The organism is Cellulosimicrobium sp. BMG9.22, assembly GCF_059159975.1.
Genome location: NZ_JBZGBY010000003.1, coordinates 209,419 through 229,512, shown reverse-complemented (window position 1 = coordinate 229,512; position 20,094 = coordinate 209,419). Strand labels below are relative to the sequence as shown.

Sequence of the window (20,094 nt, the reverse complement as noted above, 5' to 3'; positions counted from 1 at the left end):
ATGCATGCCGGGCGGCACCGGCCGTAAGGTGGCGCGGCCATGACCGACCACCACGTCCACGTCGTCACCGACTCGACGGCGTCCCTCCCGCCGGGTCCGCAGGCGCGCCTGCGTATCGTGCCGCTGCACGTCGTCGTCGACGACGAGTCGTTCCTCGAGGGCGTGGGCCTGACGGCGGAGGACGTGGCGGAGCACCTCCAAGCCGGGCGGCGGATGACCACGTCGCAGCCGACGCCGCGCGCGTTCGCCGACGCGTATGCGGCGGCGGCCGCCGACGGGGCGCGGGAGATCGTGTCGGTCCACCTCTCGGGGGAGCTCTCCGGGACCGTGCACGCCGCGGCGCTCGCCGCGTCCGACGCGCCCGTGCCGGTACGGGTCGTCGACTCGCGCACGGTCGCCATGGGACTGGGCTTCGCGGCGCTCGCGGCCGCCCGGGCAGCCGCTGACGGCGCCGACGCCGGTGTCGTCGCGCGCCGCTCGCTCGAGGTCGCGGACGCGAGCCGCGCCGTCTTCCTCGTCGACTCCCTCGACCACCTCCGTCGCGGCGGACGGCTCAGCGCCGCGTCGGCGGCGCTCGGTACCGTCCTCGGGGTGCGTCCGCTGCTCGCCGTCCGCGACGGCCGGATCGAGGTCGTCCAGAAGGTCCGGACGAAGGCGGCGGCCCTCGAGCGGTTGACCGCGGTGGCCGCGGAGTCGGCGGGCCGCCGCGCACGGCCTGCGCTCGCCGTCCATCATGTCGGGGACGACGACGGCGCGCGTCGCCTCGCGGACGAGCTCGCCGCCCGCACCGGCCTGGAGCCTGTGGTGACGCCCGTGAGCGCCGTGCTCGGGGCGCACGTCGGCCCCGGCGTCCTCGCCGTGGTGGTCGCGGACCTCGCCGACCGCGGTTCAGGAGTAGGGGAGCCACCGCCGGGCTGAGTGCACGACTCCGGCCGTACGAGACGGCCGAACGGTCCTGGCCGTGCACAGTCCGGCTCGGGCGCGGCCCGTCCACAGGGACCGTGCCGGCGACCGCTAGCCGGATCCCTGCCTGCCTAGCGTGGCCGTCGTGAGCACACCACGGCACGAGCTGCCTCGGCGACACGCGCGGACCCCGGAGGGTCACGACCCCGCGCACGGCGATGCGGTCGTGCGGCAGCGCCTGCGGGCCGTGACCGGTCCCGTGCGCGAGGAACCCACCGCGGCCGTGACGCGTGGTGGCCGCCCGGCGCTCGCGTGGCAGCCGGTCACGGCGGCGTTCCCCCGCGTCGACCAGGACCGCGGCGGCGATCGGCCGGACGACGACCCCGCCACCCGAGCAGTGCTCGCGGGTCCGGAGGACGGCTGGCTCCCGCAGCGACCGGCGGACGACGGCGCGGGCAGTACCGACGACGACCTCGCCGGGCGCATGCGTTCCCGGGCGGCGGTGACGGTCGCGAGCGCCTACACCGCCGCGCACGGGCACCCGACCACGCACTCCGGTTTCGCCGGGCTCGACGACGGCGGCAGGCGACGCTGGGCGACCTCGCCCCGCGTCGCGGTGGCCGCGCTCGTCGTCGTCCTCGCACTCGGTGCCGCGGTCGCGGTGACGAGCCTGCGTGCCGACGGGGTGGAGCCCCTCGTTCCCGTCGCCGCGCCGGGCACGCCGTCCGAGGAGCCGACCGAGGGCGGTGCCGTCGCGCCCGGTGCGGGGGCGGAGGAGAGCGCCGCCGGCGGCCCCGACGACCCGGCGGGGGACGTCGCGCTCCCACCGGAGGAGGAGGCGCCCGGCACGGGGGTGGTCGTGCACGTCGTCGGCCAGGTCGCCGCACCCGGACTGGTGACCGTCGCGCCCGACGCACGGGTAGCGGACGCGCTCGAGGCGGCCGGCGGGGCGACGCCGGACGCGGACCTCGGCGCGCTCAACCTCGCGCGGACCGTCGCCGACGGCGAGCAGATCGTCGTACCGCGCCCGGGGGAGGTCGTGGCCGCGCCGCCCGGGCCTGCGGGCTCTGTGCCCGGTGGTGCGCCCGGCGTCGTCGACCTCAGCACCGCGGACGCCGCGACGCTCGACACCCTGCCCGGCATCGGGCCCGTGCTCGCCGAGCGCATCGTCGCCTGGCGGGACGAGAACGGACCGTTCACGTCCGTCGACGAGCTCGGCGAGGTGAGCGGGATAGGTCCCGCCGTCCTCGCCGACGTGCGCGATCTCGTCCGCGTGTGACCGACCTGCGACTCGTCCCGGCGGCGCTCGCGGCCTGGACGACGGCGGCGCTCGCCGTGGGCACGGACGGGCAGGCCGTCCTGCGGTCCACCACGGTGGGCGTCCTCGCGCTGGCACTCCTCGTGCTGGGAGCGGCGACCCCGAGCGTGCGGCGAGCGTGGAGCGGGGCGTCGGTTGCCGGGGCCTCACGTGTCGGGGCATCGCGCGCTGGGACCGGGCGTGCCGGGACACCGGGCGCCGTGGGGCGCGTCGAGAGCGTGCGTGCGCGGGTCGCGGGGCAGGCCGTGCTCGTGGCGGCGTGCGTGGTCGCGGTCCTGCTGTCGACCGGCACGCAGCTCACGGAGCGGTCGGCGGTCGCGGAGCTCGCCGCGGACGGCGCGACGGCGAGCGTCACGGCGTCGGTGCGCTCCGCCGTCGTGCCGCGCACCAACCCCTGGACGGGTGCACGGGACCGGTCCGAGGTGCGCGTGGAGCTCCGGGAGGTGACGGCGCGCGGCGTGCGGACGACGGCTGCCGGGCCGGTCGTCGTCTCGGGGCCGGGCGGCGGGTGGGCCGGGCTCCCCTACGGGGCGACGGTCGAGGCGCGGGGCGTCCTCGCGGTGCAGGGTGACCGGACCCTGCTGCGCGTCGAGGAGGCGCCGCGCGTCGTCGAGCCGCCGGGCCCGCTGTTGCAGGGCGTGCACGCCATGCGCCAGGGCCTCCTCGCCGTGACGGACGGCCTGAGCCCTCAGGCCCGAGGTCTCGTCCCGGGCGTCGCGGTCGGCGACACGTCGCGGCTGGACCCGGCGCTCGACGAGGCGATGCGCACGACGTCCCTCACCCACGTGACCGCCGTCTCGGGCGGGCACTTCGCGATCGTGGTGGCGTGCGTCGCGGCGCTGTGCGTGGCGGCTCGCGCGCCGCGCGGGCTGCGCGTCGCCGTCACGGCGACGGCGATGGCGGGCTTCGTCGTGCTCGTGCACCCGGAGCCCAGCGTCCTGCGCGCGGCCACCATGGGCGCGGTCGGGGTCGTGGGCATCGCGCTCGGTCGTCCGTCGCGCGCCGTCGCGGCGCTCGGGGCGGGCGTCGTGCTCCTGCTGGTGGTCGACCCGTGGCTCGCACGGTCCTACGGGTTCGTCCTCTCCGTCGCCGCGACGGCGGGACTCGCGCTGCTCACCGCGCCGATTGCCCGCCGTCTCGCACCGTGGTGCGGTCGGGTCGCCGCCCACGTCGTGGCCGTGCCCGTCGCGGCGCAGACCGCGTGCGCCCCGATCCTGGTGCTGCTCGACCCGAGCGTGAGCACGTGGGCGGTGCCGGCGAACCTGCTGGCGGCCCCGGCGCTCGGCCCCGCGACGGTCCTGGGGGTGCTGGCCACGCTCATGGCGCCCTGGTGGCCCGCGGGGGCGACGGCGGTCGCCTGGGCCGCGGGCGGCTTCACCTGGTGGATCGCCGGCGTCGCGCAGGTGTTCGCGGGTCTGCCCGGCGCACGCCTGCCCTGGCCGGGTGGCGTGGGCGGGCTCGTGCTCCTCGCCCTCGTCACGGGCGTCGTGGCGACCGCCGTCGCGCGGTCGCGCGCCCTGGCCGCGCTCGGCGAGCGCCGGGCCGCCCGCAGGGCGTCCGCGCTCCCGTGGCGCACACGGGCGAGGCGACGGCTGCGGGCCGCGCGCCGGTCTCTCACCGGGCCGCGCGCGACCCGTCGCCACCCGGTGACGGCGGCGACCCTGGCGGCCGCTGTCGGATCCCTCGCCGTGCTCGTCGCAGTGGTCGTCGTCGTGCTCGTGCGGCCGCTCGTGGCGACGGGTGGCCTGGTTTCGGCCGACGTACCGGCCGACTGGGCCGTGGTGGCGTGCGACGTCGGGCAGGGGGACGCGCTCGTGCTCCGCAGCGGTCCCTCGTCGGCGGTCGTGGTGGACGTCGGCCCGGCGGGCGACGCCGCCGACCGGTGTCTCGACGGCCTCGGCGTCGACCACGTGGACCTGCTCGTCCTCAGCCACTTCCACGCCGACCACGTGGGCGGTCTCGAGCCGGTGCTGCACGGCCGCTCGGTCGAGCGCGCGCTCGTCACGGGCACCGCGGACCCGGCCGCGCAGGCCGAACGTGTGCGAGGGCTGCTCGACGACGAGGGTGTCCGGGTCGACGTGGCGCGTCCCGGCGAGACGGGGGAGGCGGGCGCCGCGCGCGTGCGCTGGCAGGTGCTCCAGGCGGGCTCTGGCCCTGGTTCGGCGGAGGCCGGCGTTGCGGGCGGGGCCGAACCTGGCACAGGCGGCGCGGCGCACGGCGACGGCGAGGAGGGCGGGGCGAACGACGCGAGCATCGCGCTGCTGGCCGTCGTCCAGGGCGTCGACGTCGTCGCGCTCGGCGACCTCGAGGACGCCGGCCAGGCCGCTCTCGCGAGCTCGCTCACCGCGTCCGGGGTCGGGCACGTGGACGTCGTGAAGGTCGCGCACCACGGGTCCGCGACGCAGTCGGACCGCCTCGCGTCGGTTCTGGCGCCCGCCGTCGCGCTCGTGAGCTCGGGGGAGAACACGTACGGCCACCCGACGGACCGGGCGCTCGACCTGTACCGCGGCGTCGGTGCGAGCGTCCTGCGGACGGACACGTGCGGCACGTTCGCGCTCGTCGTGCGCGACGGCGTGCTCGGCGCCTCCGGCTGCCGCTGACCCGGTTGCCGACGACGCCGGCCGGCGGGTCGGAGGTTCGTGGCAGGCTGGGGCCATGCCCGCACCGACCCGGTCCTCCACCCGTCCGTCCGCCGGTCCGACCACCGCGTGGGACGACGTCCGGCTCGCGCCGGTCGTGCTGGTCCAGGGACCGGAGTCGCTGCTCGCGGAGCGCGCCGTGGACGGGATCCTCGCGCTGGCGCGCGAGCGCGATCCCGGGGTCGAGAAGGTGACGATCGAGGCGGCCACGTACCAGGCGGGCATGCTCACGGTCGCCGTGAGCCCGTCGCTGTTCGGCGAGGCGAAGGCCGTCGTCGTCGAGGGCGCGGAGTCGGCGACGGACGCGCTCGTCGCCGACGTCGTCGACTACGTCGGCGTCGCCGACCCGGAGACGACCCTCGTCGTCGTGCACGGGGGAGGCGTGCGGGGCAAGCGCATGCTCGACGCGATCAAGGCCGGCGGGGCACCCGTCGTCGCTGTCGACGCGATCAAGAAGGACTCCGACAAGACGGCGTTCGTCACCGCGGAGTTCCGTCGTGCCCGTCGTCGGATCGACGGGTCGGGCGTCCGTGCGCTGGTCGAGGCGCTCGGGAACGACCTGCGCGAGCTCGCCGCGGCGTGCGGTCAGCTCGTGACGGACACCGACGGCACCGTGACGGAGGCGGTCGTCGACCGGTACTACGGCGGCCGGGTCGAGGCGACGGGGTTCCGGGTCGCGGACGCGGCCGTGGCCGGGAACGCGGGGGAGGCGGTGGCGCTCCTGCGGCACGCGCTCGCGACCGGCGCCGACCCGGTGCCGCTGGTCGCCGCCCTCGCGATGAAGCTGCGCGCGCTCGCGAAGGTCGGCGCCATGCGCGGGCGCGGCGGCGCGTCGGCGAAGGACCTCGGCCTCGCGCCCTGGCAGGTCGACCGCGCGCGCCGGGAGCTCGCCGGCTGGACGCCGGAGGGCCTCGCGACGGCGATCACCGCCGTCGCCCAGGCCGACGCCGAGGTCAAGGGTGCCGGTCGGGACCCCGTGTTCGCCGTCGAGCGCGCGGTCCTCACGATCGCCCGCGCCCACGGACGCTGACACGGCGAGCAGGACGCACGAGGGGCGCCGACCCAGCCGGGTCGGCGCCCCTCGGAGGAAGCCTGTGCGGTCGTCGTGGCGATCAGCGCGTCAAGACGACCGGGTGAGCCGTGGGCTCAGAGCGCGTTGACCGTCTTCGCGATGGCCGACTTGCGGTTCGCGGCCTGGTTCGCGTGGATGACGCCCTTCGAGACCGCCTTGTCGAGCTTGCGCGACGCCGCCTGGAGTGCGGTGGTCGCCGTCTCCTTGTCGCCCGCGGCGACGGCCTCGCGCACGCGGCGCACGTACGTCTTGAGCTCGGACTTGACCGCCTTGTTGCGCAGGCGAGCCTTCTCGTTCGTGCGGATGCGCTTGATCTGGGACTTGATGTTGGCCACGTGTGGACTTTCTGGTGTGTGTTCGCCGAAGCGAGCGGATAGGTCGTAGAGGGCGACTCCAGCTCCGGGACTGGGGTGGGGAACCCGTGGAGAGGTGCTGGAGCTGTGCCCGCCGACCTGGGCGGACACGCGACCAACAAGATTACCAGCAGTCCCGGCCCGAACCCAATCCGCCGCCACCAGGTCCGGGGCCGCGCTCCCGACCGGCGCGTCGTCCGAGGCAGGAGGGCTCAGCGGTGCTCGGAGACGCCCCGCGTGACACGCTCGAACACGTCCCGTCCGACGACGGCTCCCTCGCGCCGGACGGCAACCGGGTCGACGCGGATCACGCGGTCGAGCCGGACCTCGCTGTCACGGCCCTTCGCGTCCCACGGACCCGACCCGATGTCGAGCCAGTACCGGCCCCAGCGGGCCTCGTCGCGCGCGTCGCGAGAGTGGTCCTTGCTCGTGAGCATGACGCCGAGGAGCCACCGACCGTCCGACCCGACGAGCAGGACGGGCCGGTCCTTGCCCTGCGTATGGTCCTCCTCGTACGGCACCCAGGTCCAGACGATCTCTCCCGGGTCCGGGTCGCCGTCGAGGCGGGGTGCGTACTGCGCGCGCACGCGCCCCTCGTAGTCGCCGGGGTACGCACCGCGAGCACCGCCCGCGCCACCCGGGCCACGTGGCGCCTGGCGGGGCCGGGGAGTCGGACGAGGGCGCGTCGTCGCGGGTCCGCCGCGCCCGCCCGAGGGGCGCGTGATCGTCCCGACCACGGCGCGCGCCGCGTCGGTGAGCATTCCCAGCCATCGGTTGCGTGCCACGCGCGCAATCTACCCGGGGCTCGGTGCGGACGGGGGAGCGTCCCGGCCCGACGTCACCGTCAGGGGACGATGCGCTCGGACAGGGCCGCGGCCAGCGCGGCGGTGTCGCCGTCGACGACGACGCCCGCCTCGAGGGGATCCAGTCGTCCCCACAGGACGAGCGCGAGCTCGCGCGCGGGTGCGGACGCCGTCGCGACCGGGGCCGCGCCGCCGAGGACCCACGACCGCCCCGTGTCCGTCGCCCGGAGTGCGACCGGGCGGGCGAGCGGCGCCATGCGCCCGAGGCGCACCTGCCGCGGCTGCACGACGGTGACGATCTCGTCGACGGTGTCGGCCCAGACGGCCGGCGCGACGTCGTCGACGCTCGTGCCGGCCGACGCGCGGAGGTCGTGGAGGTGGACGAGCGTCTCGTGCACCTGCCGGCGGTGCCAGAACCGCACGGTCGAGGCCGGGTCGTCGGGCTCGAGGAACGTCCAGGCGCGCGCGTCCGGGTCGAGCTCGGCAAGGGTCTCGCGCAGCTCGGCGGCCTGCTCGGCGTAGAACGGCGCGAGATCGGACGGGCCGTCGAACAGCGGCGTCTCCGCGCGGCTTCGTGCCTGCGCCGCCGCCCAGTGGTGAACCTCGCCGATGTGCTCGACGAGGTCGCGCACCACCCAGCCGCCGCACGCGGGGACGGGTGCCTGCGGGTCCGCCCCGCGGACGTCGGTGAGGAACGCGTCCTGCAGGCGTGCGAGGAGCGCGAGATGGTCGAGAGCGTCGGTCATGCCGGGATCATGCCCGCTCCGTCCGCTCCTCGGAAGAGGCGAAGTCGGTCAGGCGGCGAGCACCGCGTCGACCTCGCGCAGGAAGTCGTCCAGGTCGTCCGGGGTGCGGGACGTGACGAGCGTGTAGGCGCCGTCGTCGTCGCGCACGACCGCACGGTCCACCCAGGCCCCGCCCGCGTTGAGCACGTCCGTCTCCAGCGACGGGTAGCTCGTGAGCGTCCTGCCCTCCACGGCCGCCGCCTCGACGAGCGCCCACGGGCCGTGGCAGATCGCGGCGACGGGCTTGCCCGCGGAGACGAACGACCGGACGAGGCTCACCGCGTCGTCCTGCAGGCGCAGCGCGTCCGCGTTGATCGTGCCGCCGGGCACGAGCAGCAGGTCGTAGGCGGCGGGGTCGACGTCCGCGTGGGTGAGCGTGGGGGTTACCGTGCGGCCCGGGTCCTTGTCGTCCACGAGCGTCTGCACGTCGTCGGCCGACGTGGCCGCGACGTCGACCTGGACGCCCTCGGCGCGCAGGTGCTCGAGCGGGACGACGAGCTCGTCCTGCTCGACGCCGTAGTTCGTCACGATCGCCAGCACGCGGCGTCCTGCGAGGTCCGTGGCCATGGGAGCTCCTCTCGTCGGCGGGCCGACGCAAGGGCGCCGGCCGCTCTCCACGCTAGGCCGGGCGATCCTGCCCCGCAGTGCGGGCGGCGACGGTGGCGCCCAGGACGAGACCGACGCCGGACGTGGGACAATGGATCCTCCCGCCCGCCCGAGAGCGAGCGTCGGCGCGCGCCGCCCTCGAGCGCGCGGCCCGACCCGCACCACTCCCAGGAGCGCACCCGCGTTGTCCCCGATCCCCAGCGCCCAGCTGAGCACCCGTATCCAGCCCGCGGCCACGCCGCCCGAGCTGATCCGGAACTTCTGCATCATCGCGCACATCGACCACGGCAAGTCCACCCTGGCCGACCGCATGCTGCAGCTCACCGGTGTCGTCGAGCCGCGCGCGATGCGTGCGCAGTACCTCGACCGCATGGACATCGAGCGCGAGCGCGGCATCACGATCAAGTCGCAGGCCGTCCGCATGCCGTGGGCGGTCGAGCACGACGGTGTCGAGAGCGCGCACGCGCTCAACATGATCGACACACCCGGGCACGTCGACTTCACGTACGAGGTCTCGCGCTCGCTCGCGGCGTGCGAGGGTGCGGTGCTCCTGGTCGACGCGGCACAGGGCATCGAGGCGCAGACCCTCGCGAACCTCTACCTCGCGATGGAGAACGAGCTCGAGATCATCCCGGTCCTCAACAAGATCGACCTGCCTGCCGCCCAGCCGGAGAAGTACGCCGAGGAGATCGCGGGGCTCGTCGGTGGCGACCCCGCTGACGTCCTGCGGGTCTCGGGCAAGACGGGCGAGGGCGTCGAGGTGCTCCTGGACCGCATCGTCGAGCGTGTGCCCCCGCCGGTGGGCGACGCCGACGCCCCGGCGCGCGCCATGATCTTCGACTCGGTCTACGACACCTACCGCGGCGTCGTGACGTACGTGCGCGTCATCGACGGCAACCTCAACCCGCGCGAGCGCATCGTCATGATGTCGACGCGCGCGACACACGAGCTCCTCGAGATCGGCGTCACCTCGCCCGAGCCGATCGTCACGAAGGGCCTGGGGGTCGGCGAGGTCGGCTACCTCATCACGGGTGTGAAGGACGTGCGCCAGTCGAAGGTCGGCGACACGGTGACGAACGCCGCGAAGCCCGCGAGCGAGGCCCTCGGTGGGTACTCCGACCCCAAGCCCATGGTCTTCTCGGGGCTGTACCCGATCGACGGCACCGACTACCCGGTGCTGCGCGACGCGCTCGACAAGCTCAAGCTCAACGACGCCGCGCTCAACTACGAGCCCGAGACGTCCGTCGCGCTGGGCTTCGGCTTCCGCGTCGGGTTCCTCGGCCTGCTGCACCTCGAGATCGTGCGCGAGCGCCTCGAGCGCGAGTTCGACCTCGACCTCATCTCCACCGCGCCGAACGTCGTCTACGACGTGACGCTCGAGGACGGCACGGTCATCAAGGTGACCAACCCGTCGGAGTTCCCGGGCGGCAAGATCAAGCAGGTGAGCGAGCCGGTCGTGCGCGCGACCATCCTCGCGCCGAGCGAGTTCGTGGGCACCGTCATGGGCCTGTGCAACGACCGCCGCGGGCAGATGCTCGGCATGGACTACCTGTCCGAGGACCGCGTCGAGCTGCGCTTCACCCTCCCCATGGCCGAGATCGTCTTCGACTTCTTCGACCACCTCAAGTCGCGCACGCGCGGCTACGCCTCGCTCGACTACGAGCGCTCGGGCGAGCAGGTGGCCGACCTCGTCAAGGTCGACATCCTGCTCCAGGGCGAGCAGGTGGACGCGTTCAGCGCGATCGTGCACAAGGACAAGGCGTACGACTACGGCGTGCTGATGACCGCCAAGCTCAAGGAGATCATCCCGCGCCAGCAGTTCGAGGTGCCTATCCAGGCGGCCGTCGGCGCGCGCGTGATCGCACGCGAGACCGTGCGCGCGATGCGCAAGGACGTCCTCGCGAAGTGCTACGGCGGTGACATCAGCCGCAAGCGCAAGCTGCTCGAGAAGCAGAAGGAGGGCAAGAAGCGCATGAAGAACATCGGGTCCGTCGAGGTCCCGAAGGACGCCTTCATCGCCGCGCTCTCCTCCGACGCCGCGGGCAGCAGCAAGGACGCCAAGGACAAGTCCAAGAAGTGAGCCCGGCCCTGCCCGACGGCGAGCCGGTCCCGCCGGACGGCTCGCTGCCCGCGTGGGTCGCGACGGGCGCGGCCGGGCCGGCCCTGGACGTCACGGACGCGTCGTCGGGTCCGAAGACGCGGCGCGGGCTCGGGGTCTACCTGCACGTCCCGTTCTGCTCCGTGCGCTGCGGGTACTGCGACTTCAACACGTACACCGCGTCCGAGCTCGGCGGAGGCGCGAGCCAGGCGTCGTACGCGAGCACCGCGCTGCGCGAGATCGAGCTCGCGGCGCGCGTGCTGCGCGACGCCGGGCTGCCCGAGCGGCGCGTGTCGACCGTCTTCGTCGGCGGCGGCACGCCCACGCTCCTGCCCGCGGGCGACCTCGCGCGCATGCTCCGCGGCGTGCGCGACGCGTGGGGTCTCGCGGCCGACGCCGAGGTGACGACGGAGGCGAACCCGGACTCGGTGACGCCCGCCTCGCTCGCGGAGCTCGCCGAGGCCGGGTTCACGCGCGTCTCGTTCGGCATGCAGTCGGCCGTGCCGCACGTGCTGGCGACGCTCGAGCGCACCCACGACCCCCGTCGCATCCCCGACGTCGTGCGCTGGGCGGGCGACGCCGGGCTGAAGGTCTCGCTCGACCTCATCTACGGCACGCCGGGGGAGAGCGTCGACGACTGGCGGGCGAGCCTCGACGCGGCGCTCGCGACCGGCGTCGACCACGTCTCGGCCTACGCGCTCGTCGTGGAGCAGGGGACCAAGATGGCGGCCCAGGTGCGCCGCGGCGAGGTCGCCCTCCCGAGCGAGGACGACCAGGCGACGAAGTACGAGCTCGCCGACGAGCTCCTCACCGCCGCCGGGCTCACCTGGTACGAGGTGAGCAACTGGGCGCGCACCGACGACGACCGGTGCCGGCACAACCTCGCGTACTGGCGCGGCGACGACTGGTGGGGGATCGGCCCGGGAGCGCACTCGTACGTCGCAGCGGCCGACGGTGGGGCGTCGGGTACGCACGACGGCGGCGCGTCGGGTCCTCGGGACGGTCGCGTCGGCGTGCGGTGGTGGAACGTGAAGCACCCGCGCCGGTACGCGGCGCTGCTCGAGGCGGGATCGAGCCCCGCGGCGGGGCGCGAGCTGCTCACGCGGACCGAGGCCCACCTCGAGCAGGTCATGCTCGGCGTGCGCCTGCGCGACGGGCTCGACCTCGCGGTCCTGTCCCCGGCCGGTCGGCACGCCGTCGCCGGGCTCGTCGCGACCGGCCTCCTCGACGGGCGCTCCGCGGTGGCCGGTCGCGCGCTGCTCACCCTGCGTGGGCGGTTGCTGGCCGACACGGTGGTCCGGGCGCTCACGGACGGCTGACGACCAGCCCGGGACCGGGTGAGTTCGCCGTCGTCGCGGCGTTTCCTCTAGCGCGCCTCGGCGATCCCCGCCAGGGTGGGGTCGGACCGCCTGAGATGGGCGACCGACACACGACGTCCACATCAGCACGCGTCGCGCACGCGCAGGTCGCGCGGTCCGTCCGGACCCGACCGAGGAGACCCATGAGCGAGAGCACCGCCGGCGGCCCGCCGCGCGACGAGAACGAGCCCTACCGCCCCGCCGAGCCTGCACCGACCGCCGAGCCTGCACCGACCGCCGAGCCTGCGCCCGAGGATCCGTACGCGGCCATGCCCCCCGCGCCGGAGTCCCCCGCGCGGCAGACGCCACCGGCGCCCGAGCAACCCGTCGCGCCGCCACCTGCGTCGCCGTACGGGGCGCCGAGCGCTGCTCCCGGTGCGGGGTACCCGCCACCCGGGCAGCCACCGTACGGACAGCAGCCCCCGGCGGGACAGCCCGGCTACCCGCCTCCGGGTGCGCCGTACGGTGAGCCGGGATACCCGGGCCGGCCCGTCGAGGTCGGCGAGGCGTTCAGCTATGGCTGGAACAGGTTCACCCAGAACGCCGGTGCGATCATCGGCGGCGTCCTCACGTGGGCCGCGGTGCTGCTCGCGCTCAGCCTGGTCTTCTTCTTCGTCATCGTCGGCACCGCGTCGACGTCGATCGACCCGGTGACGAACGAGCTCTCGACCACCGGCGGCATCGCGTTCGGGTTCAGCACCTTCCTGTTCGTCGCCGTCGTCGCGGTGCTGGGATTCATCGTGCAGGGCGTCGTGGTCCACGTCTCGCTGCTCGTCACCCGCGGCAAGAAGATTGAGTACGCAGACTTCTTCCGGATCCCGAACGTCGGCAACGTCATCCTCACCGCGCTCGTCGTCGGCCTGGCCGTCGGGATCCTCAGCGTGACGTTCGTCCTGGGCATCGTGTTCGCGTTCTTCGCGCAGTTCGCGCTGTTCTACGTCATCGACAAGAACCAGGGCGTCTTCGACGCGATCAAGGCGAGCTTCACGGTCGTGAGCAAGAACCTCGGCACGGTCGTGCTGCTGTTCCTCGGGGTCTACGTCGCGCAGCTCGTCGGATCGCTGCTGTGCTACGTCGGCCTGCTCGTGGCGCTGCCCGTGGCGCAGATCGCGACCGCCTACGTCTACCGCCGGCTCGACGACGAGCAGCCGGTGTAACTGACCCGTCCCAGCGGGAGGCACGGACCGGTGCCTCCCGCGCGTCGTCTCGCCGCGCGCCGGGCGCCGCGAGCCGTCATCGTAGGACCGAGCACCGGCGGCGCCGACGAGAACCGAGGTGGACCATGACGCACGACCCCGCGAACCCGACCGGCGAGCCCCCGCGCGACGACGAGCACGGCGCCGCCGGCGCCACACCGCCGGAGCCGTCCCCGTACGGCCCCACACCTCCCGACCCGACGCCGTCCGACCCGACGCCTCCCACGGCGCCGTCGGCCGGTGAGCCGCCCGCCACCCCCGGTGCCACGCCGTCGGGACCGCCGGCGTACGGCGACCCGGGTGCGTACGGGTCTGCCTCGGGTGCACCCGGGTACCCGCCGCCCGGGGGCGGCTTTCCGCCCGCCGGATCGGGCTACCCGCCGCCCGGTGGGGCGTACCCGCCCTCAGCTTCTCCGGCGGGGCCCGCGCCGACCGGGCCGGGCTTCGCCGTCGGCGAGGCGATCTCCTACGGGTGGCGCAAGGTCACGTCGAACCTCGGGCCGTGGATCCTCGTCGCGCTGATCTTCATCGCGGTGAACGTCGCGTGGAGCTGGATCACGGGCGGGTTCGACCAGTTCCAGGACCAGTACGACTTCACGGACACCAACGTCTTCGCGGTCACCGGTATCACGTTCACGAGCATCGTGCTCGGGATCGTGGGCACGGTGATCGGCTACCTCATCACGGCCTTCTTCACCCGGGGTGCGCTCGACGAGGTCGACGGCCGCCGTCCCGACGTCGCCGCGTTCTTCCGCATCGGCAACGTCGTCAACGTGATCCTCGCGGCGTTGATCGTGGGCGTCCTCACGTTCATCGGGCTCGTCCTGTGCATCCTGCCGGGGTTCGCGGTCCTGCTCTTCTCCGCGTTCGTCTACTACGTCGCCCTCGACCAGGGCCAGGACGCGATCTCCGCGATCCGGACGAGCTTCTCGCTCGTCGCGAAGAACTTCGGCCAGGTGTTCCTGCTCCTGCTCGCGCTCTTCGGGATCAACATCCTCGGTGCGATCCCGTGCGGGCTCGGTCTGTTCGTCACGATCCCGCTGAGCTACGTCGCGGTCGGCTACGCCTACCGCCGGCTCACCGGGGGCGTCCCGGCCTGACCCCCGACCGACGCGGGGAGCGGGACCTCGGCGCGGACCGCCGTCTCAGCGGTCAGCGCCGAGGCCCCGAGCCCAGCCGTGCGCCACGGAGCGGACGGCGCGGGGCGCCTCGTCGCCCGCAGCCTCGTAGAGGTGAGCCAGCCCGGTGGTCACGACAGGCTCCACGTGGGTGTACGGGAGCACGCCGTTCACGAGGAGCATGCAGGCCCCGTGGCCCAGCATCCACAGCTCTTGGGCGAAGGCCACGGGATCGAGGGTCGCGCGGAAGCGTCCCGCGTCCACCGCCCGCTGCACGACGTCGACGAGGTGCCCCAGGGTCGCGTCCGCCGCCTGGGCGTCGGGGAGCGGGAGCGACCCGTCGAACATCAGCGCGTAGAGCTCGGGGCTCTGCCGGGCCGACGCCAGGTATGCCGCCCCGGCGGCGGCGGTGTCGCCGACCGGGTCGTCGGTCGCCGTGAGGGCTGCCAGCCGGGCGGCCAGGCGGACGAAGCCCTCCTGGCGCACCGCCCCGAGCAGCCCGGACATCCCGTCGAAGTGGGTGTAGACGGCCATGGTCGACACGCCGGTCCCCTCGACCACCCCGCGCAGGCTGACCGTCTCGCGGCGAGCGAGCATCCCGGCCGCGCGCTCGACGAGGAGATCGCGGACCTGGGGACGAGGGGGGCGGACCACTGGATCATTCTATAGCGGCGTTATAGAATGGCGAACCCATTCGAGCATGGAGGTACCCATGTCAGTTCAGCTGCTCAACCCGCCCGCACTGCCGCAGCCCGAGGTCTACGCCCAGGTGTCGGTCTCCGAGGGGTCGAGGCTGGTGTTCGTCTCGGGTCAGGTGGCGCGCGACGCCGACGGCAACCCCGTCGGCCCGGGCGACCTGGCCGCGCAGACGGAGCAGGCCTACGCCAACGTGCACGCGGCGGTCACGGCCGCCGGCGGGTCGTTCGCCGACATCGCCAAGCTGACGGTGTACGTCGTGGACTGGGAACCGTCCAAGATGGCGCAGCTCGGCGAGGGTGCGGTGCGGGCGGCGCAGCGCCTGGGCTTCGACCTCGTCCGCCCGATCACGCTGCTGGGCGTCGCCGCCCTCGGCGAGCCCGACCTCCTCGTGGAGGTCGAGGCGGTCGCGGTCCTCCCCTGAGGCCCGGCGGCCCCGGGCGTGCCGCAGGGTCGGGGGTCAGGGCGCGGTCACGAAGTCGATGAGCTCCTCGACGCGTCCGAGCAGGGACGGCTCCAGGTCGGCGTAGCTCCGGACGGTGCCGAGGATGCGCTGCCATGCTCGACCGACGTCTTCCGCCGACGCGGCGGGCCAGCCGAGCTCGCGCAGGATGCCGCGCTTCCACTCGGTGCCGCGCTCGATCACGGGCCAGCGCTCCAGGCCGACGCGCGCGGGCTTCACCGCCTGCCACACGTCGACGTAGGGGTGTCCGAGGACCATGACCGTGCCCGCGGGCACGCGCCGCAGCGCCTCGTCGGCGATCCGCTGCTCCTTGCTGCCCGGCACGAGGTGGTCCACGAGCACGCCCACGCGGCGCTCCGCCGTCGGGCCGAAGTCCGCGAGCGCCGCGGCGAGGTCGTCCACGCCGTGCAGCGGCTCGACGACGACACCCTCGACGCGCAGGTCGTCGCCCCAGACCTTCTCGACGAGCTCGGCGTCGTGCTTGCCCTCGACCCAGATGCGGCTGCCGCGCGCGACGCGTGCCCGCTGCCCGACGACGGCGCGCGAGCCGGACGCGGTGCGCGACGGCGGGACGGGGGCGCGCGAGGTGACGGGTGCGGTGAGCTCGACCGGTGCGCCGTCGACCCAGAAGCCGGGACCGAGGGGGAAGGTGCGCGTGCGCCCCGCACGGTCCTCGAGCACGACGACGTGCATGCCGCCCGACTTCTCGACCCGCACGACGGCGCCGACCCAGCCGGTCTGCACCTCCTCGACGACGAGCCCGCGCTCGGCCGGGTGCGGGCGGGAGACCGGTCGCTGCCGGTGGTGGGCGGGGGCGGGTGTGCCGCCGAGGACGTCGGAGCCGTAACGGTCGAAGGACACGCCGTCACCCTAGGACAGGACCACACGCACGCTGCGGAACCCGGGCCGAGATCGACCCGTGCGTCCGAGATCGACCTTCGGGAGGTCGATCTGGCAACGCTCGGGTCGATGTCGCGGTGTGCGCTCCCGACCGCGGCGTTCGCGACGAGCGGAGGACCGGGGAAGGGGTCCGGCGGACGCGTAGGATTGGCACTCGAAGGTCGAGAGTGCCGAGACCCGCACGCCTGCCCGGCGGTGCGTAGCGGTGCACGGGAGGTGGACGTGAGCGAGGAGCGCCGTCTGGAGGTGCTGCGGGCGATCGTCGAGGACTACGTCCTCACGCGCGAGCCCGTGGGTTCGCGCATCCTCACCGAGCGCCACGAGCTCGGGGTGTCGCCCGCGACCATCCGCAACGACATGGCGGCGCTCGAGGACGCCGGGTACATCGCCCAGCCGCACACGTCCGCAGGCCGCGTCCCGACGGACAAGGGTTACCGGCTGTTCGTGGACCGCCTGTCGGGCGTCAAGCCGCTGTCCTCTCCCGAGAAGCGCGCGATCGAGACGTTCCTGTCCGAGGGCGTGGACCTCGACGACGTCATCGCGCGCGCCGGTCGCCTCCTCGCGCAGATCACCGGCCAGGTCGCGGTCGTGCAGTACCCCTCGCTGCGGCGATCCGGGCTGCGTCACCTCGAGCTCGTGCCCGTCGGCGACACGCGGCTGCTCGTCGTCATCATCACGGACACCGGGCGGGTCGAGCAGCGCACCCTGGAGGTCGCCGCGGTGCCCGACGAGGGGACGCTCGCCGAGGTGCGCGCGCGCCTCAACGCGGCCGCGGCGGGCAAGCGCCTCGCCGACCTGTCGTCCGGGTTCGCGGCGGTCCGCGAGGGCTTCCACCCCGACGACGCCCCGCTCGTCGAGGCGGTCGGCGAGCTCGTGGCCCAGACGCTCGCCGAGGAGAGCGAGGAGCGGATCGTCCTTGCCGGGACGGCCAACCTCGCCCGTGCGGGCATGAGGTTCGAGCACGCGCTGCGCCCGGTCCTCGAGGCGCTCGAGGAGCAGGTCGTCCTCCTGGGGCTCCTCACGGAGATGGCGGCGGAGTCCGGCGTCAGCGTGCGCATCGGCCACGAGACCCAGCTCGAGGGGCTGTCGGAGACGTCCGTCGTGACGACCGGTTACGGTAGCGACGGGGACACGGTCGCGCTGGTCGGCTCGATCGGCCCGACGCGCATGGACTATCCGGGCACGATCGCGGCCGTGCGGGCGGTCGCGCGCTACATGTCGCGGGTGCTCGGCACGTGACCCGCCCCAGGTACGGCCCGGTGCGGCCCACCGTCCGCGACATCCTCCCCGAGCATCCCCTGAGCAAACCCGACCCCGGCCGGCCCGTCGGCCCACGACCGGCACCAGCAGAGAGTGACGTGTGAGCGACTACTACGAGATCCTCGGCCTGACGCGTGACGCCAGCCAGGACCAGATCAAGAAGGCGTACCGCAAGCTGGCGCGCGAGCTGCACCCGGACGTCGCGGGCGAGGAGGCGGGCGACCGCTTCAAGGACGTCGCGCGCGCCTACGAGGTGCTGTCGAACCCCGAGAAGCGCCAGCAGTACGACCTCGGCTTCGACCCGAGCGCGCCCGGCGGCGGCGCGGGCGGCCCGATGGGCGGCGGGTTCGGCTTCCAGGACATCTTCGAGACGTTCTTCGGCGGCGGCCAGGCGCAGCAGGGCCCGATCCCGCGCGCCCGCCGTGGCCAGGACGCGCTCGTGCGTCTCGACATCGACCTCGCAGAGGCGACGTTCGGCGCCCAGCGCGAGCTCCAGGTCGACACGGCCGTCGTGTGCGGGACGTGCGGCGGCACGTGCTGTCGGCCTGGCACGTCCCCGCGGACGTGCGAGGTCTGCCACGGCCGCGGGACGGTCCAGCGGGTCGCGCGCTCGTTCCTCGGTCAGGTCATGACGAGCGCACCGTGCGCCGCGTGCCAGGGCTTCGGCACCGTCATCCCCGAGCCGTGCGCGGAGTGCTCGGGCGAGGGCCGCGTGCGCAGCCGTCGCTCGATCACCGTCAACGTCCCGGCCGGCGTCGACACGGGCACGCGCATCAAGCTCACCTCGCAGGGTGAGGTGGGCCCCGCGGGCGGGCCCGCGGGCGACCTGTACGTCGAGATCCGCGAGCGCAACCACGACACGTTCGTCCGCCGCGGCGACGACCTGCACTGCACGCTCCAGGTGCCCATGACCGCAGCCGCGCTCGGTACCGTGCTCGAGCTCGAGACGCTCGACGGCGCCCAGGAGATCGACCTGCGCCCGGGGACGCAGCCGGGCCAGATCGTCACGCTGAAGAGCCTCGGGGTCGGGCACCTGCACGGCAGCGGCCGCGGCGACCTCAACGTGCACATCGAGGTCCTGGTGCCGAGGGAGCTGGACGAGGAGCAGGAGCAGCTCCTGCGCTCGCTCGCGGCGCTGCGGGGCGAGGAGCGGCCGGAGTCGCGCCTGTCGGCCGCGCACCCGGGAGTGTTCTCCCGCCTGCGCGACAAGCTCTCCGGGCGCTGAGCGGGGCGCGCGCGTGAGTGCACCCGTCTTCCTCGCCGAGAACGGCCTGGGCTCCGTCGCTCCCGGCGACCGCTACGTCCTCGACGGCGCCGAAGGCCGCCATGCGGGGGTCGTGCAGCGCAAGGCACGCGGCGAGCGCGTCGACGTGGCCGACGGCGACGGCCTGCGCCTGCGCTGCGTGGTCGAGGACACCGAGGCGGGTCGCGTCACGCTCCTCGTGCAGGAGGTCGCCCAGGAGCCGGCGCCCGACGTCGTCGTCACGCTGGTCCAGGCGCTCGCGAAGGGCGACCGCGACGAGCTGGCGATCGAGGCGGCGACGGAGATCGGGGTCGACGTCGTCGTCCCGTGGCAGGCCGAGCGGTCGGTCGTGGTGTGGCGGGGCGAGCGGGCCGCGAAGTCCCGCGCGCGCTGGCTCGCCACGGTGCGCACCGCGACGAAGCAGGCGCGCCGGGCCCGGCTCCCGCAGGTCGAGGTCGCCCTGGACTCGCGCGGGCTCGCCGCGCGCGTCGTGGACGTCGTCGCGGCGGGTGGCCGCGCGATCGTCCTCCACGAGGAGGCGACGACGGCGCTGGCCGACGTCGACCTGCCCGCCCCTTCCCAGGTCGCGGCGCCGGCGGACGCGCCCGCGCCCGAGGTGCTGGTCGTCGTCGGGCCCGAGGGCGGGATCTCCGACGGCGAGCTCGAGGCCCTCGCCGCCGCGGGCGCCGTCGCGGCACGCCTCGGGCCGCACGTGCTGCGCACGTCGACGGCGGGCCCCGTCGCGATCGCCCTGCTCGCGCAACGGCTCGGGCGCTGGGGCGTCGAGGCCTGAGCCGCGCGCCCGCCCTCGGCCGTGGGCGGGTGATCGAGGACTGGACTACCCTCGGGGCCATGACGAGCTCGGACACGTCCCCGCGGACGGACACGGACTGCCTCTTCTGCCGCATCGTCGCGGGCGAGCTGCCTGCGGACGTCGTGGCGACGAACGAGCGGGCGATAGCGTTCCGCGACATCGACCCGCAGGCCCCGGTGCACGTGCTCGTCGTGCCGCGCGACCACCACGGGGACATCGCGCAGCTCGCGGCAGCCGACCCGGAGCTGCTCGGCGACGTCGTCGCGCTCGCGGACGAGGTCGCGGGACAGCTCGCGGACGGCCAGTTCCGGCTCATCTTCAACTCCGGCCCGCGGGCCGGCCAGAGCGTGTTCCACGTGCACGGGCACGTCATCGCGGGCGCGGAGCTGGGCTGGACCCCCGCCTGACCGTGCCGACCGCGGTCGTGACCGGTCGTCGAGGGTCCGTCGCAAGGTGGGGAAAGCGCGTG

Annotated in this window: 19 protein-coding genes; 13 read left to right on the top strand and 6 right to left on the bottom strand. The window is 74.5% G+C overall.

Annotation, left to right across the window (positions count from 1 at the left end):
• Window positions 1-39 precede the first annotated feature (39 nt).
• The 4 genes from AC4H2H_RS04160 (at window position 40) to holA (ending at window position 5,890) form a co-directional block, all read left to right on the top strand.
• Window positions 40-918 carry a DegV family protein gene (locus tag AC4H2H_RS04160; protein ID WP_494369554.1) on the top strand — a complete coding sequence of 293 codons (879 nt, stop codon included), beginning with the start codon at window positions 40-42 and terminating at the stop codon, window positions 916-918.
• Window positions 919-1,048: 130 nt separating this feature from the next.
• Entirely contained in the window at window positions 1,049-2,182 is a 1,134-nt protein-coding gene (locus AC4H2H_RS04155; protein ID WP_494369553.1) for a helix-hairpin-helix domain-containing protein, read from the top strand.
• Window positions 2,179-4,821 (top strand): ComEC/Rec2 family competence protein, encoded by a 2,643-nt coding sequence (locus AC4H2H_RS04150; RefSeq protein WP_494369552.1) that lies wholly within the window; start codon window positions 2,179-2,181, stop codon window positions 4,819-4,821. Before AC4H2H_RS04155 ends, AC4H2H_RS04150 begins: the two co-directional genes overlap by 4 nt.
• 55 nt (window positions 4,822-4,876) lie before the next feature.
• The gene (gene holA, locus AC4H2H_RS04145) at window positions 4,877-5,890 is read left to right on the top strand and encodes a DNA polymerase III subunit delta (protein WP_494369551.1); all 1,014 of its coding nucleotides are present in this window, start codon (window positions 4,877-4,879) and stop codon (window positions 5,888-5,890) included.
• 116 nt (window positions 5,891-6,006) lie between these two features.
• Here holA and rpsT read toward each other — a convergent pair whose 3' ends face one another.
• From rpsT to AC4H2H_RS04125, 4 genes are all read right to left on the bottom strand, one after another.
• Window positions 6,007-6,267, bottom strand: coding sequence for a 30S ribosomal protein S20 (gene rpsT, locus AC4H2H_RS04140; protein WP_494369550.1), 261 nt, complete (start codon window positions 6,265-6,267; stop codon window positions 6,007-6,009).
• A gap of 230 nt (window positions 6,268-6,497) precedes the next feature.
• Window positions 6,498-7,070 (bottom strand): type II toxin-antitoxin system PemK/MazF family toxin, encoded by a 573-nt coding sequence (locus tag AC4H2H_RS04135; RefSeq protein ID WP_494369549.1) that lies wholly within the window; start codon window positions 7,068-7,070, stop codon window positions 6,498-6,500.
• 59 nt (window positions 7,071-7,129) lie between these two features.
• The gene (locus AC4H2H_RS04130) at window positions 7,130-7,834 is read right to left on the bottom strand and encodes a maleylpyruvate isomerase family mycothiol-dependent enzyme (RefSeq protein ID WP_494369548.1); all 705 of its coding nucleotides are present in this window, start codon (window positions 7,832-7,834) and stop codon (window positions 7,130-7,132) included.
• 48 nt (window positions 7,835-7,882) lie between these two features.
• Window positions 7,883-8,440, bottom strand: coding sequence for a DJ-1/PfpI/YhbO family deglycase/protease (locus AC4H2H_RS04125; RefSeq protein ID WP_494369547.1), 558 nt, complete (start codon window positions 8,438-8,440; stop codon window positions 7,883-7,885).
• Between the two features lie 223 nt (window positions 8,441-8,663).
• Here AC4H2H_RS04125 and lepA point away from each other — a divergent pair, with 223 nt between their 5' ends.
• The 4 genes from lepA to AC4H2H_RS04105 all read left to right on the top strand — a co-directional run bounded on the left by lepA (window position 8,664) and on the right by AC4H2H_RS04105 (window position 14,231).
• Window positions 8,664-10,559, top strand: a complete 1,896-nt coding sequence (gene lepA / locus AC4H2H_RS04120; protein WP_494369546.1) for a translation elongation factor 4 — start codon at window positions 8,664-8,666, stop codon at window positions 10,557-10,559.
• Window positions 10,556-11,896, top strand: a complete 1,341-nt coding sequence (gene hemW / locus AC4H2H_RS04115) for a radical SAM family heme chaperone HemW (protein WP_494369545.1) — start codon at window positions 10,556-10,558, stop codon at window positions 11,894-11,896. The genes lepA and hemW overlap by 4 nt, the downstream gene beginning before the upstream one ends.
• A gap of 182 nt (window positions 11,897-12,078) precedes the next feature.
• A complete protein-coding gene (locus AC4H2H_RS04110) occupies window positions 12,079-13,092 on the top strand; it encodes a DUF7544 domain-containing protein (protein WP_494369544.1) in 1,014 nt (337 codons plus the stop codon).
• Window positions 13,093-13,217: 125 nt separating this feature from the next.
• Window positions 13,218-14,231, top strand: a complete 1,014-nt coding sequence (locus tag AC4H2H_RS04105) for a hypothetical protein (protein ID WP_494369543.1) — start codon at window positions 13,218-13,220, stop codon at window positions 14,229-14,231.
• Window positions 14,232-14,276: 45 nt separating this feature from the next.
• Here AC4H2H_RS04105 and AC4H2H_RS04100 read toward each other — a convergent pair whose 3' ends face one another.
• Window positions 14,277-14,903, bottom strand: a complete 627-nt coding sequence (locus AC4H2H_RS04100; RefSeq protein WP_494369542.1) for a TetR/AcrR family transcriptional regulator — start codon at window positions 14,901-14,903, stop codon at window positions 14,277-14,279.
• Between the two features lie 58 nt (window positions 14,904-14,961).
• Here AC4H2H_RS04100 and AC4H2H_RS04095 point away from each other — a divergent pair, with 58 nt between their 5' ends.
• Window positions 14,962-15,369, top strand: a complete 408-nt coding sequence (locus AC4H2H_RS04095) for a RidA family protein (RefSeq protein ID WP_494369541.1) — start codon at window positions 14,962-14,964, stop codon at window positions 15,367-15,369.
• Window positions 15,370-15,405: 36 nt separating this feature from the next.
• Here AC4H2H_RS04095 and AC4H2H_RS04090 read toward each other — a convergent pair whose 3' ends face one another.
• Entirely contained in the window at window positions 15,406-16,269 is an 864-nt protein-coding gene (locus tag AC4H2H_RS04090) for a DUF3097 domain-containing protein (protein WP_494369540.1), read from the bottom strand.
• A gap of 261 nt (window positions 16,270-16,530) precedes the next feature.
• Between AC4H2H_RS04090 and hrcA the strand changes: the two genes are divergently transcribed.
• From hrcA to AC4H2H_RS04070, 4 genes are all read left to right on the top strand, one after another.
• Entirely contained in the window at window positions 16,531-17,547 is a 1,017-nt protein-coding gene (hrcA, locus tag AC4H2H_RS04085; RefSeq protein ID WP_494369539.1) for a heat-inducible transcriptional repressor HrcA, read from the top strand.
• 121 nt (window positions 17,548-17,668) lie between these two features.
• A complete protein-coding gene (gene dnaJ / locus AC4H2H_RS04080; RefSeq protein ID WP_494369538.1) occupies window positions 17,669-18,793 on the top strand; it encodes a molecular chaperone DnaJ in 1,125 nt (374 codons plus the stop codon).
• A 13-nt stretch (window positions 18,794-18,806) separates the two neighbouring features.
• Window positions 18,807-19,604 (top strand): 16S rRNA (uracil(1498)-N(3))-methyltransferase, encoded by a 798-nt coding sequence (locus AC4H2H_RS04075; protein ID WP_494369537.1) that lies wholly within the window; start codon window positions 18,807-18,809, stop codon window positions 19,602-19,604.
• Window positions 19,605-19,663: 59 nt separating this feature from the next.
• The gene (locus tag AC4H2H_RS04070; RefSeq protein WP_494369536.1) at window positions 19,664-20,032 is read left to right on the top strand and encodes a histidine triad nucleotide-binding protein; all 369 of its coding nucleotides are present in this window, start codon (window positions 19,664-19,666) and stop codon (window positions 20,030-20,032) included.
• Window positions 20,033-20,094 lie beyond the last annotated feature (62 nt).